This window comes from Saccharothrix isguenensis, from assembly GCF_052936305.1.
Window position 1 is genome coordinate 2,093,079 of sequence record NZ_CP193626.1, and the last position, 13,328, is coordinate 2,106,406.

The window sequence follows — 13,328 nt, forward strand, 5'->3', positions numbered from 1 at the left end:
AACCGCTCAGACCGTGGGTACGAGCCCGACCAGCACCCCGCTGGCCAGCACGCCGTAACCTGCGGCGCTGACCGTACCGGTGGCCAGCAGCGTCACCAGCGGAGGCTGCCGGACGAGCTGGTAGGCGATCAGGCCGGGCACGACGAAGCCGAGCGTCTGGTGGGCGAACAGCAACGGGTAGTCGCTCTGGACGAGCATGAACAACGTCGTCTGCAGCAGCACGCCGGTGAGCACCACGGCGGCGAACAGCCGCTTGCCGTAGAGGATCACGACCCGTTGCAGGAGCTTGACCGCGCCGAAGGTGACCGCGCTCATGATCACCACCAGCACGGCCCGGCGGTAGTCCTCGACGAGGGTCAGCGCGAGCCAGCCGGGCGTGATCATCCCGCCCGGCGACAGGTTCGTGCTGAGGTAGCAGGCCAGCGAGAAGACCAGGCCGATGGCGAGGCCGAGCGTGGCCACCTCGGGCAGGAGGAGGGATCCGTTGGTCACGATTGCCTTCTGGTTCGGGGTGCGGGCGGAGCGCCGTGCGGCGGGGTGGGGTGCGGTGGGTTGCCGTGCGGCGGGGTGCCGTGTGGCGGGGTACCGCGAGGTGGGACGCCGCGCGGAGGAACGCCACGGGGTGGAACGCCACGTGCAGGGGTGCCGTGCGGCGGGGTGCCGTGCGGCGGGTTCGCCTGCGGGTTCCCGTGCGGCTGGGGGCCGCGGGGTTGAGCCGGTCGCGGTCGGTCGGCCGGGTGTTGCCGGGGCGCTGCCTCGAAGAGGTCGCCCTGGAGGCCGCCGGGAACCTCGCGCCGGTCGTGGGCGGGCGGTGGCGGCGGCCCGGAGGGCCGCGCCGGGGGCCGGGGCTGCTCGCGTGCCACCGGCTTCTCCTCCGGCTGCACCTCTTCGAGCGCTTCCAGCGCCGCGAGCAGCACCTCGCCCTGGCCGTGGATGTTCCCGATCGCGATCAGCGAGGCGATCTCGTCGACCTCGGCCAGGATCGCGTCGAGCAGGTCCTCGGCACTGCGCGCGCCGCCGAGGTCGGTCACGCGGTCCTGCCACGCGTCGCCGACGGTCGAGCGCGCGCTCCGGGTCGGATCGCCGATCAGCACGACCCGCTCGGGGTCGATCCGGGCGATCAGCTCGCCCATCTGCCGGTTCCGCTCGACCCGGTCCGGCCGGCAGTTGATGACCACGTGCAGCGGGCGCGAGATCGAGCCCTGCTCCAGCAGCCGCTCGATGTTCATCAGCGTCGACTCGGGGTCGTTCGCGGCGAAGACGTTGGCCAGCTTGATCACCTTGCCGTCCACCGCGCGGGTCTGCACGGAGAGCACGCCGGGGTCCGGCGGCGCGGCCCACATGCCCGCCAGCGCCAGTCGCCGGTTGACCCCCAGCAGGTCGGCCACGGCCAGGGCGATCGCCACGTTCTCCTTGAACGTGACCCAGCCGAACCCGGCCATCTCCTCGTCGGTGACCGATTCCGGGTCGACCGACAGCAGCTCGCACTTCCGCTTCGCCGCCTCCTGCTCCAGGATGTGCAGCCGGTCGCGTTCGGCGGTCACGCAGATCCCGCCCACCGGCATGGACCGGCTCAGCGAGCGGGCCACGTCGTCGAGGGTGGGCCCCATCTCGGCCAGGTGGTCCTCGCGGACGTTGCACAGCACGCCGATGGTGGACCGGATCAGCTTGCTCTGGTTGATCTCCTGGAGGTCGGGCATCACCGCCATGCACTCGATGACCAGCGCGTCGGACCGGTACGCCGCGGCCCGCCGCACGATGCCGATCTGCTCCACGACGTTGGCGATGCCCCACTTGCGGTAGACGGGTTCCTCGCTGCCGTCGGGGTGGATGAACCGCGCCGCGGTCCCGGTCGTCTTGGCCGTGGTGACCAGCCCGCCGCCGCGCAGCGCGCCCGCGCACAGTCGGGTGATGGAGCTCTTGCCGCGGATGCCGTTGACCAGCACCCGGTGCTCGATGCGGTGCAGCTCGGCGAGGTGCCGGCGCTGCTCCAGGACGCCGCCGACCAGCAGGCCCGTGGTCAGGACCACGAAGACCACGTACAGGTAGGTCACGTCGTGCCCCGTCCGGCCTTGGGACGCGGGCGTTCCGGCGGACGCCGGCGCGGGGCACGGGTGATCGGCGGTGGGCGCTTGGCCGGCCGTTCGACCGGCTTCATCAGCTGGGTCGGGTCGGTGGCCGCGCCGCGCGGTCGGCGGACCTCGCCCAGCCGGTCCGGTCCCTGGACCACGGCCTGGCGGCAGATCTCCAGGCAGGAGGCGATCGTCCCGATCTCGTCGTGGCGCTGCGGGTAGATCACCGACTTGAGGTCGCCCGCCACGAGCCCGTCGGCCGCCCGCGCCACCCGGCGCAGGGGTCCGAGCACGGTGAAGAGCAGCCAGCCGTAGCCGAACAGCGCGACCAGCGCGGCGATGAGCGCGACCAGCTGCGCGTGGCGGCGGGCCTCGTTCACCGGCAGGGCCAGTTCGGAGCCGGGCAGCTCGGTGACGACGGTCCAGCGCAGTCGGCCGATGTCGCCGCCGAGCACGGTGGCGGCGGCCACGATCGCGGGTCCGGCGTCACCGGGTCGGATCTCGCCGACGACACCGCCGTGCTGAGCGCGCGCCGCGCTGTCGCGCAGACCTTCTTCCGTCACCTCTTCGAAGGCGACGAAGCCGTCGGTGGCGTTGATCGTGCGGAAGTCGCCGTCGACCACGCGGGCGTGGCCGGGGACCTGGCCCAGCAGCACGCGGAGGTGGTCCAGGTCGAATTCGCCGATCAACGTCGTGTCGCGGCCCGTGACGGGCACCTGCGCGAAGATCACCGGCACCCGCCCGGCCTGGTTCTGCTGGCGGAAACCGGCGGTCGGAGCCGGCGCCTCGGTGTGCCGCAGCGGGGGCCGCCCGACCGGTTCGCCGGGCGTTCCGGTCCGGTCGACCAGGTACAGGCTGCGGTACCGGGTCTGGTTGGCCAGCAGCCCGTCCAGCGCGGCCCGCAGGACGCCGTCGTCACCGGGCGTGCTCGCGACGGCGGCCAGGTCGGCGAGGCCGTCGTTCATGCTGCGGCGCAGCGCGTCGGTGGCGTTGCCGGTCTGGGCGCGGACGCTGGCGACCACGGCGGCCGGGATGTCGACGTCGGTGGTGCGGAACGCCACGAGCATCCCGGCAGACCAGCCGAAGACCGACAGCGCGACCACCGCGGACGTCATCCGTGCGGTGATCGCGCGGCGCCGCCGGGACGTGTCCCGGCCGTCGTCGTCCTGGCCGTCGCGGACGAGCCGGTCGCGGCACAACCGGGCGGCGGCCACGATGCGGGCGACCTCGCCGGTGGCGGAGGGGCGGATCTTCGTGTCCAGGTTGCCCGCGGCGATGCCGAGCAGGTCGGCGCGCACGGCCAGGACCGGTCCGCTGACGATCCGCCTGACCAGGACGAAGCCGGCGATGGCGAGCAGCGCCAGGATGGCGGCGGGCACGATGCCGGAACCTCCGCCGCCCCCGCCGGACAACGGCCCGTCGGCCACCGCGACCACGACGAGGTCCAGGCCCTCCGGGATGCCCGACGGCATGACCCGCGCGTAGGCGAGGGTCGGCCGGGTCTGGCCTTCCTCCGGGCCGAGCACGACGCCCGGCTTGCCGCTCTCGGCGGCCAGGCTCGCGTCCGCCACCAGGGTCGCGATCCGGGTGTCCCGGTCCTGCGCGGGCGACGGGGTGGCGCCGACGACCTTGCCGGCCAGCGTGGCCAGCATGAACGACTGCCGCAGGACCTCGTCGGCCTCCACCTCGGGCAGCCGCACGGACGTGGTCGCGGCCAGGATCCGTCCACCCGGCAGCGCGGTGGTGGTGATGAGGAGGAGTTCGCCGTTGGCGGCCACCGTGGAGGTCACCGCGGCATCGGTGACGCTCGCCGGGATGGACTCCGTCGGGACGGGCTCGCCCCGCGTCGCGACCAGCGTGCGGGGCGAGCCGGCGAGTACCGCCGCGCCGCGCCACTTGCGGTTGCGCACAAGGGCTTCCAGCATCGGGTCGACCGCGTCCGTCACCCCGAGCGAGGCGGCGCGCAGGTCGCTCACGCTCTGGTTGGCCGTCGCCCCGACCGATCGGGCCGCCGCGGCGGCCAGTTCCTGCTGCGATTCGAGGAACGCCCCGGGAACGGCCTGCCCTTCCGGGTCGTCCAACAGGACGACTGTGGACGTTGCCAGGAGCAACAGCAGGATCAGCACCAACGCGGGCAATGTCCGGACGGCGGCGGGGAACGCCGCCTCCGGGAGTTGCGCCTTCAATCGTTCGACTCGCTCGTCACGCAGCGTAAGTTCAGTGTGGCGTAACACAGCTCTCCGACCGTCACCCGCTGAAAGGGTGCGCCCCCACGCGCGTCACCCAATGTCCGCAAACCTCGTAGATTGTGCACTAGGAACGGGCAAGTTCACCCACTCGGGTGTTTTTGTGTCGCCCCGATGGAGTGAGGCGGGTTACGTTAGGTGACTAATGTTCGCGTTCGACGGCATTGGCGTTGGTTGGTCACACTCGCTGTCGTGCTCGCCGTCGGGGCCGTTCTCGTCGCCTTGCCCGGCCGGTCCGACGACCCGAAGCCGCCGGACGAGGCCCCGTCCACCGGCCTCGGCACCAGGCTCGACGACTTCGCCGCCGCCTTGCGGGAGGACGCCGCCTACGCGCCGCCCGACGGACGGCAACGGCGCGCGTTCGTGGAGGGGATCTCCAGTCTCAGCGAGGGGTCGTACGAGGCGGTCGACGCATTGCGGGCGTTGGGCCTGACCGTGGAACGGGGGACCGACGCGCACACGGGACGTCCCTACGCCGCCGTCGCGAGCGCGCCCGACGCCGAGCACGGGTGGGGCTTCTACGTCATCGACCTCTCCCGGCCCGCACGGGTGGTGGTGCAGGTACCGCATCCGGCCAACGACCTGCGCACCGGCGAGATCGGCCTGGAGCTGTTCCGGCGGGTGCCGGGCGCGGTGCTCGCCGTGGCGGGCACCCACCGCCGGGCCGCCAACGGCGCTGGTGACGCGGCCCACCGCACCGATTCCGCGTTCCACGCCCTGGCCGGGGAGCACTCGCGGCAGGGCTTGCCGCAGGTCCAGGTGCACGGCTTCGACGACGGCAGCCTGCCGTCCGCGGACGTGGTGCTCTCACCGGGACCAGGGCAGGCGGGTGACCTGGTCAAGCGCGTCGCCTCCGCCCTCGACGAAGAGCTGCGCGTCTGCCGCGCCTGGGAGCGCGAGTGCGGTGAGCTGGAGGGCAGGCGGAACAAGCAGGGCGAGGTCGCGGCCGGGCACGACGCGGTCTTCGTCCACTTGGAGGTCAACCGAACGGTGCGGGACGACCCGTCGGCGTGGCAGGAGGTCGTCCGGGTGTTCGCGGACGCTCTGGCGGACGGTGACTAGAGCATGGCCCACCAAGGGCATGGCAGGTATCAATCCGACACCCGTTCCGGCTAACCTTCCCACCGCCTGACGACGCGCGGTGGTGACACGCGGACTGATCGAGTCGTCGGGACCCGCCCGGTCCAGTGAATGGGGTACTTGTGCGCATTGTCGCCGCCTTGAGACGTCGGTGGCCCCTCGTGGCGGTCCCGCTCGCGGCCGTGGTCACGGCCGGTGCGGTCGTCTACGCGGTGAGCGAGCCGGACTGCGGTGAGTGCCTGCGCCCGGCGAGCGGCGGCAGCATCCTGGCGTCGCTGAAGATCACGGCGGAGTCGGGCGAACCGCTGGAGGGCGCGAGCGTCACGGTGCACGCACCGGTCGGCGCGCCGTCCCGGCTGACCGCGGACGACGACGGCGTGGTGGAGGTGCCCCAGCTGTCCGGCCCGGCGATGGCCGTGGTCGAGGCGGACGACCACCTGCCCGAGCCGGTGGCGCTGGGCTGGTCCGACTCCGGCAAGCAGATCGACATCCGGCCGCTGGCCCGCAACGGCAAGCGGTTCGCCGTGCACTCCGCCGGTGACGTCATGTTCGGCCGGCGCTACGCGGCTCCCGCCCAGGAGGAGTCGAGCGGCCGGTCCGAACCGCTCATCGCCGACGACAACGCCGCGGCCGGCGCGGCGAACGTGGTGGCCGCCATCGCGCCCGCCTTCGCCGCCGCCGACTTCCGCACCGTCAACGTGGAGACGGTGGTCAGCGACAAGCCGGCCGAGGCCGCCTACCCCGGCAAGCGCTACATCCTCAAGTCGGCCGCCCCCACCGTCTCCGGGCTGAAGGCGCTGTCCACCGACCTGGCGGTGCTGGCCAACAACCACGCCCGCGACCTGCTCGACCCCGGCGTGGCCGACACCCGGGCCGCGCTCGCCGACGCCGGCATCGCGATGGTCGGCGCGGGCGCCACCGCCGAGGAGGCCTCGGCGCCCCACCGGCGCGAGGTGAACGGCACCGGGATGAGCGTGCTCGCCTACACCAGCGTCGACGGCTCGTTCGTCAACGAGAGCTTCCCGTCGGGGAGCGCGCGGCGGCCCGACTCCGTGTCCCAGAAGGACGAGTGGCAGTACGAGACCCGGACCTGGGGTTACCCCCAGGCGGGCGTGCCGGTCGCCGCCCGCCGCATCCGCGAGGCGTGGGAGCGGTTCTCCGCCCTGGAGTCGCGGCTGTCACCCGAGCAGGTGGCCGGGATGTGGGCGTCGATGGAGGCGGTCTACCCGGAGGTGCAGGACTGGGTGGCCCGGCGCGGTCACGGCGGCGCGGCACCGTGGAACGCCGATTCCGTCCGGCAGATCAAGGAGGCCGCGGCGGCGTCCCCGGTGGTGATGGTCCAGCTGCACGCCGGTTTCCAGTTCCAGGAGGCCGCCTCGGACAACGTCCGCGAGGTCTCGCGGAAGGCGATCGACGCCGGAGCCGACATCGTGGTCGCCCACCACCCCCACGTCCTGCAAGGGGTGGAGTGGTACAAGGGCAAGCTGATCGCGTACAGCCTGGGCAACTTCGTGTTCGAGCAGAACTTCCTGGCCACCTTCGCGAGCGCGTTCCTGCGCACCGTGTGGGAGGGCGACACGCTCGTCGAAGCGCGCCTGTACCCGTTGGAACTGGTGGACTACAAGCCGGTGCCGGTGACCGACTCGGCCGCCGAACGGGTCCTGTCCCGGATCTGGGAACGCGGCCTGCTGCCGTGGGAGTCCTACCGGGCCGGCTCCGGTGACGTGCGAACCCGGCCGCGCGGGCCCGAGAAGGACACCACGCAGGCGCACCTCGTGATCGAGCGGCACACCGGCCGCATCACCACCGAGGCGCCACCGGACGCGCCCCAGCGCCAAGAGGTCACACCGCGCGAGACGCTGGAACTGCCCGCGCCGGTCGGCCCGGCGGCGCTGGTCAAGCCCGGTGACGGCAAGGGGCTGGACATCGGGCGTGACCTCTTCGGCTGGGGCCACTTCGAGGACGAGACCGGGGACGCGCTGATCAGCGAGGCCGTGCACTGGAGCGTGAACAGCAAGCGCGAAGGCGTGCGCTCAGGTGACGCGGCCAGCGGTCTGCGCAGCCTGCACCTGGAGGTCAAGGACGGCGACTCGGTGCAGAGCAGGCCGATCGCCCGCATCCCCCTGCCCCGACACCGCGTGTACGAGGAGAAGCGGGGAGACGCACGTCCGGTCGACCCGAAGCCCTCGTACTCGTTGGTCGCGAAGGTGCGGCGGTCCACGGCGGCCGTGCCGGAGGTCCGGATCGACGTCTACCACTTCGACGACAGCAACCCGGCCGAGGACCCGACGTCCGAGGTGGTCGCATCGCACGTGAAGGCGCTGGAGGTGCCCGCCGACGGCGAGTGGCACCAGGTCGTCGTGGACCTGACGGTGGCTGAACTGGATGCCGGACCGGCGCAGGGCAACATGGTGATGCCGTACCTGAAGATGGGCGCGCCGGACTCCAAGCAGGTGGCGTGGGTCGACGTCGACGACCTGCGGTTCGTCGAGTGGCGTGAAGCGGCGGGCATGACCGGTGCGTTCGGCGCCTTCACCATGGTCCGGAACCGCACCGACGTGTCGTTGACCCTGCCGTACGAGGTGCGCGAGCCCCGGCAGCGCTGACCGACCCGGTGGACAGGGCACGTCTGGTGGGCAGGGCGTGTCCTGCCCACCAGAAGGCCTCAGCGTGCCAGCGGGATCTCGAAGTGGACGGTCTGGAAGGTAATCGGGTCGCCGTCACGGGCGTCGTGCACCTCCTCGGCCACCGACCGCCAGAACGGCTCGGCACCCGCGATCCTGGTGTCGGTGTGCAGGTACAGGCTCCGGTACCCCGGCGTGTCCGCCACGAACGCCGTCGCCATGTCGACCAACGCGCGCGCCAGCCCACTGCGACGGTGGTCCGGACGCACGTACACCCGGAACAGCTGCGCGGTAGTGGGCTCGGGGTAGCGGGCCGCCAGCCAAGCCGGATGCGGCGGGCTGGACGGCGCCGTCGCACGGACACCGGTGGTCGCCACGACCTCGTCGCCCTTCACCGCCACGAACAGCGCGTGCCGCGCCGGCCGGACGTACGCGCCCTCCAGGTCGATCACGTCACCGTGCCACTCCGGCCGATACCCGTAGCCGAACTCCTGGTAGAACGTGTCGAGCATGACACTGCGCGCCCCCGGCAGATCAGCCGGACGCGCCCTGCGGACCTCGTAAGGCCCCACTTCACGGTGGTACTCGGTCATGTCCTCTTCTCCTCTGTTCCTTCCATCGCTCGGCCCAGCAGGCCGATGGTCACCGGGTGGGCGGGGGAGCCCAGCACGTCACCCGCGGCGCCCTGTTCGACGACATCTCCCCGGTGCAGCACCGCGACGCGGTCCGCCAGCCGCGCGACGACGGCGAGGTCATGGCTGATCAGCACCAAAGCGCAGGGCAACGCCGCGAGCTGATCGAGCAGACGGGCCTGGGTCAACGTGTCCAAACCGGACGTGATCTCGTCGCACACCAGCACGTCCGGTCGCGCGAGCAGCGCCCGCACCAGAGCGGCCCGCTGCAACTCGCCACCCGACAACTCCGCCGGCCGACGCATCACGGTCGCCTCGTTCAAACCCACGGCCGCGAGTTCCTCCAACGCCAACGGCCGAGCGTCCGCCACCCCACCCAGCCGCACAGCAGTACGACTGACCTGGTCGAGCACCGACCGGTACGCGTCGAACGACGCACGAGCGTCCTGGAACACGTACTGCACCGCGGCCAACTGGGCCCGTGAACGCCGCCGCAACGACCGGGGCAGCGGACGGCCGTCGAGCAGCACGTCCCCGTCGTACGTGGGATGCAGCCCGGCGACGCACCGCGCCAGGGTCGTCTTCCCACTCCCGGACCGCCCCACGACAGCGAGCCGCTCACCCGTTCCGACCTGCACGTCCGCCGCGTGGAGCACAGCGGTGGACCGGTGCCGTGCGGTGAGCGAACGGGTCTCCAGCCGAGGCGGGCCGAGCGGACGGGCAGAAGGCACGGTCACGCGGGGCTGGGCGGCGATCAGAGCGGCGGTGTAAGGCGATCGAGGCCGCGAGAGCACGTCCGCCGTGGACCCGGCCTCCACCACCTGACCGGCACGCAGCACGACCACCTCGTCCGCCAACGCGCGCACCACGTCCAAGTCGTGCGTCAGCAGCACCAGCGCAACCCCCTGCGCCACCACCGACGCCAGTTCGTCCACCACCTCCGCCCGCGTGATCGGGTCCTGACCGGTGGTGGGCTCGTCCGCGACCAGGACCGCCGGATCACCGACCAACGCCTGCGCCAACACGACCCGCTGCTGCTGCCCGCCGGACAGCTCGTGCGGGTACCGCCGCAGCAGTTCCACCGGCACCCGCGCCCGACGCAACGCCGTGGCGATCAACGAATCACGGTCGCCTGGGTGCAGCCCGGCGATCTCCCGGAACACGCCGCCCAACCGCCGCACCGGGTTCAAAGCGGCCGACGGCTGCTGCGGCACGAACCCGACGCGTCCCGACACCGTGATCCGCCCGCTCACCGACACCCCGGGTGCGTGCTCGCCCAGCAGCGCCAACCCGGTCGTCGTCTTCCCACTGCCGGAGGCGCCCACCAACGCGACCACCTGCCCGGCGGCCAGGGCGAAACTCACCCCGTCTACCAACGTGTGCGACCCGGCCACCGCGCGCAGGCCCTCGACGTGCACCACGGTCACGTCCGTGCCTCCGCCCGCAACGCGCGGTCGAACACCAGGTTCAGCCCCACCGACAACGCCACGATCAGCAACGCCGGCACGACCACCGCCCACGGCTGGAGGAACAACCCGACCCGGTTCCGGTCCACCATGACGGCCCAGTCCGCCGCGTCCGGCGCCACCCCGACCCCCAGGAAGCTCGCCGAAGCCACCAGGTACAGCGCACCGGTCAGCCGCACACCCGAATCAGCGGCCAGCGTCCGGAGCATCGACCGTCCCGTGTAGACGATCGATGTCCGCCACCACGTCTCACCCTGCAACCGCATCGCCTCCAACGCCGGACGCCCGGAGATCTCCAGCGCCGCCGCCCGCGAGATCCTCGCCACATCGGGAAAGTTGACCAAGGCCACCACGAGCACCAGCACCGTCAGACCAGGCCCCGCGATGGTCGCCACCAGGATCAGCACGAGCAGCGACGGCACCGCCAGCAGCAGGTCGAGAGGTCGCATCAGCACCTCGTCGACGATCCGCAGGCGCGACATGGCGGCCACCACGCCCCACGGCACACCGACCGCATAAGAGAGCACCGTCGCCAGCAACGCGACCAGCACCACCGTCTGCCCACCCGCGAGCACCTGGTGCCACACGTCCCGGCCCACGAAGTCGGTGCCCAAAGAGGAGTTCACGACGAACGGCGCCCCGCGCGTCAGCGAATCCGGCACGAACCAAGGCCCGAGCAGCGCCAACGCCAGCGGCACCACGACGAGCAGCGCACCGATGCCCCTCATGCGATCGCCACCGATCGCGGCGCGAGCCGGAACACGACCAGGTCGGCCACCAGGTTCACCACCACCGTCGTGACCGCGAAGACCACCGCCAGACCCTGCACCACCGGCAGGTCACGGCCCGCGACCGCGTCCACCAGGACCGTGCCCAAGCCGGGGATGACGAACACCGCCTCGACCACGATCACACCGCCCAGCAGCCAGTCGGTGGTCCGCGCCACCTGCTGCACGGCCGGTGCGAGGGCGGCCGGCAGGGCGTGCGCGAACCGGACCCGCGTCACCCCGATCCCCAGCCGAAGGGCGTGCCGGACGTGGTCCGAGGCCAGCGCGTCGATCATCCCCGCCCGGACCAGCCGGCTGATCGAGCACAACGGCCGGGCCACCAGCACCACCAGCGGCAGCACCAGCACGGACGGCGTGCCGAGCAGGTCCGCTCCCACCGCCGTGGGCGGCAGCCACCGCAGCTGCACCCCGAACAACGCGATCAGCACCACGGCCAGCGCGAACTCCGGGATCGAGTGCAGCCCCACGGTGACGGTGGTGACCACCCGGTCCAACGGCCCGCCCTCGCGCAACGCGGCCAGGACACCGAGCAGCACCGACAGCGGGATCAGCAGCACCAGAGCGAGCAACGCCAGCACGAGCGTGGGCCCGAGCCCGTCGTGCAGGAACTCGGCGACCGGCCGACCGGAGAACAGCGACACCCCGAAGTCGCCGTGCGCCAGACCCCACAGCCACGAGCCGAACCGGTCCAGCGCGGGCCGGTCCAGCCCCATCGCGATCCGGATCTCCTCGATCCGTCGCGGGTCGGGGTTGTCGCCGGCCAACGCCACGGCGGCGTCCCCCGGCAGCGCCTGCACCAGCAGGAACACCGCGGTGACGACGGCCAACACCTGCACGAGACCGATGGCCAGCCGCCGAAGGGCGTACCGGCGCAGGCTCACCCCAACCACACCTTGTCGAACCGCGCCCAGTCGAGCGTGTTCGCGGGCGCGGTGGAGATGCCGCCGACGTTGGGCGCCGCGCCGACGATCCAGTCCGCGAAGCCCCACATCAGGTACCCGCCCTCGGCGTGCAAGGAGCGCTGCATCTCCCGGTACACCGAGTCCCGCTCGCCGGCATCCACAGTGGACACCGCACGGTCGTAGAGCGCGTCGAACTCCGGACGCGCCCACTTGGTCACGTTGGTGCCCGAACCGGACAACAGCCGCTGCGCGATGTGCGTCTCGATCGGCATCGCGCCGGACCGGAAACTCGACATCGACCCGTTCTTGAGCGTGTCGGCCCAGTAGCTGTCCTTGTTGCCGGTGACCACCTCGATGGTCAGCCCCGAGCCCTTGACCTGGTCGGCGAACACCGTGGCGGCCTCCACCATCCCGGCCGCGGCGGTCGACGTGTCCAGCTTGACCGTCAGCCCCTCGGCGCCGGCCCGTCGGATCAGGAACTTCGCCTTGTCCAGGTCACGGGTCCGTTGCGGGATGTCGTCGGCGTAGTGCCGGTAGCCCTTGCCGAACAGGTCGTTGCCCACCTGCCCGGCCCCCGCGAGCACCGACTCGACCAACTGCGGCCGGTCGGCCAGCAGGAACATCGCCTCGCGCAGGTCGCGGTTGTCGAACGGCGGCCGGTCCACCTTCATCGCGAACGCCTGCACGGCGCTGTTCGGCGCGCGGTGGATCGCCATCCGGTCACTGCCGCTGTGACTGCGCGCGGTGGTCGGGGTGAGGTCGTGCGCGTACTCGACCTGCCCGCCGAGCAGCGCGTTCGTCCGCGCCGACTCCTCGTTGGCCAGGACGAACTCCAGCTCGTCCAGGTGGGGCGCGCCCTCCCAGTAGTCGGCGTTGCGCTTGAGCAGCACCGACTTGCCGGGCTCGAACGACACGAAGCTGAACGGGCCGGAGCCGACCGGCTCGGTGAAGTCCTCCGCCCCGGCGGGCACGATGTACGCGCCGAACGCGGCCAGCACGTTGGGGAACTCCACGAACGGCCGCTGCAGCGCGAACTCCACCGTCCGGTCGTCTACCGCACGGCTGTTCGCCAGGTCGATCAGCGCGAGGCTCGACTTGGCCCGGAACGCGCGGTTCGAGTCGAGGATGCGGGCGTAGCTGGCCAGCACGTCCTCCGCTCGCACCGGCTGCCCGTTGTGGAACGTGGCCTCGCGCAGGGTGATCCGCCAGCGCGTCAGTGCGGCGTCCGGCTCCCACTTCTCGGCGAGTCTGGGCTGTGCCGAGACGTCCGGGCCGAGGTCGGCGAGCTTGTCGTACAGCGCCTTGGACCGCGCGGCCTCGACGAACAGGTTCGCCAGGTGCGGGTCCAGCACCTCCTTGGCGCCGCCACCCGCGAACGCCGCCCGCAGCCGTCCGCCGGAGCGTGGCGTGGAAGCGGCGGACGGCTGGGCGCCGGTGGTGCCGCAGCCGGTGAGGGTGGCGATCGAGAGTCCGGCGGTGAGGCCGAGGAAGCGGCGGCGGTCGAGGGAGTGCATGCGG

10 protein-coding genes are annotated in these 13,328 nt (G+C 72.1%); 2 read left to right on the forward strand and 8 right to left on the reverse strand.

Annotated features, from left to right (window positions below; all coding sequences use genetic code 11):
- Positions 1 to 6 precede the first annotated feature (6 nt).
- The 3 genes from ACRAKI_RS10095 to ACRAKI_RS10105 are packed head-to-tail and all read right to left on the reverse strand — an operon-like array spanning position 7 to position 4,258.
- Complete coding sequence (locus tag ACRAKI_RS10095; RefSeq protein ID WP_447006785.1) at positions 7 to 492, reverse strand: poly-gamma-glutamate biosynthesis protein PgsC/CapC; 486 nt, start codon at positions 490 to 492, stop codon at positions 7 to 9.
- Positions 489 to 2,054, reverse strand: a complete 1,566-nt coding sequence (gene pgsB / locus ACRAKI_RS10100; RefSeq protein WP_447006786.1) for a poly-gamma-glutamate synthase PgsB — start codon at positions 2,052 to 2,054, stop codon at positions 489 to 491. The genes ACRAKI_RS10095 and pgsB overlap by 4 nt, the downstream gene beginning before the upstream one ends.
- Positions 2,051 to 4,258, reverse strand: coding sequence for a HAMP domain-containing protein (locus ACRAKI_RS10105; protein ID WP_447006787.1), 2,208 nt, complete (start codon positions 4,256 to 4,258; stop codon positions 2,051 to 2,053). Before ACRAKI_RS10105 ends, pgsB begins: the two co-directional genes overlap by 4 nt.
- Positions 4,259 to 4,510: 252 nt before the next feature.
- On the opposite strand from ACRAKI_RS10105, the gene ACRAKI_RS10110 reads away from it, so the two are divergent.
- Positions 4,511 to 5,380: a hypothetical protein gene (locus tag ACRAKI_RS10110; RefSeq protein ID WP_447006788.1), complete on the forward strand. Its 870-nt coding sequence runs from the start codon at positions 4,511 to 4,513 to the stop codon at positions 5,378 to 5,380.
- A 179-nt stretch (positions 5,381 to 5,559) separates the two neighbouring features.
- Positions 5,560 to 8,004 (forward strand): CapA family protein, encoded by a 2,445-nt coding sequence (locus tag ACRAKI_RS10115; protein ID WP_447006789.1) that lies wholly within the window; start codon positions 5,560 to 5,562, stop codon positions 8,002 to 8,004.
- A 59-nt stretch (positions 8,005 to 8,063) separates the two neighbouring features.
- Here the strand turns inward: ACRAKI_RS10115 and ACRAKI_RS10120 are convergent, their stop codons facing one another.
- The 5 genes from ACRAKI_RS10120 to ACRAKI_RS10140 are packed head-to-tail and all read right to left on the reverse strand — an operon-like array spanning position 8,064 to position 13,324.
- Positions 8,064 to 8,615 (reverse strand): GNAT family N-acetyltransferase, encoded by a 552-nt coding sequence (locus tag ACRAKI_RS10120; RefSeq protein ID WP_447006790.1) that lies wholly within the window; start codon positions 8,613 to 8,615, stop codon positions 8,064 to 8,066.
- The gene (locus ACRAKI_RS10125) at positions 8,612 to 10,081 is read right to left on the reverse strand and encodes an ABC transporter ATP-binding protein (RefSeq protein ID WP_447006791.1); all 1,470 of its coding nucleotides are present in this window, start codon (positions 10,079 to 10,081) and stop codon (positions 8,612 to 8,614) included. The genes ACRAKI_RS10120 and ACRAKI_RS10125 overlap by 4 nt, the downstream gene beginning before the upstream one ends.
- Positions 10,078 to 10,848 carry an ABC transporter permease gene (locus ACRAKI_RS10130; protein ID WP_447006792.1) on the reverse strand — a complete coding sequence of 257 codons (771 nt, stop codon included), beginning with the start codon at positions 10,846 to 10,848 and terminating at the stop codon, positions 10,078 to 10,080. The genes ACRAKI_RS10125 and ACRAKI_RS10130 overlap by 4 nt, the downstream gene beginning before the upstream one ends.
- Complete coding sequence (locus tag ACRAKI_RS10135; RefSeq protein WP_447006793.1) at positions 10,845 to 11,789, reverse strand: ABC transporter permease; 945 nt, start codon at positions 11,787 to 11,789, stop codon at positions 10,845 to 10,847. The genes ACRAKI_RS10130 and ACRAKI_RS10135 overlap by 4 nt, the downstream gene beginning before the upstream one ends.
- Positions 11,786 to 13,324 (reverse strand): ABC transporter substrate-binding protein, encoded by a 1,539-nt coding sequence (locus tag ACRAKI_RS10140; RefSeq protein ID WP_447006794.1) that lies wholly within the window; start codon positions 13,322 to 13,324, stop codon positions 11,786 to 11,788. Before ACRAKI_RS10140 ends, ACRAKI_RS10135 begins: the two co-directional genes overlap by 4 nt.
- Positions 13,325 to 13,328 lie beyond the last annotated feature (4 nt).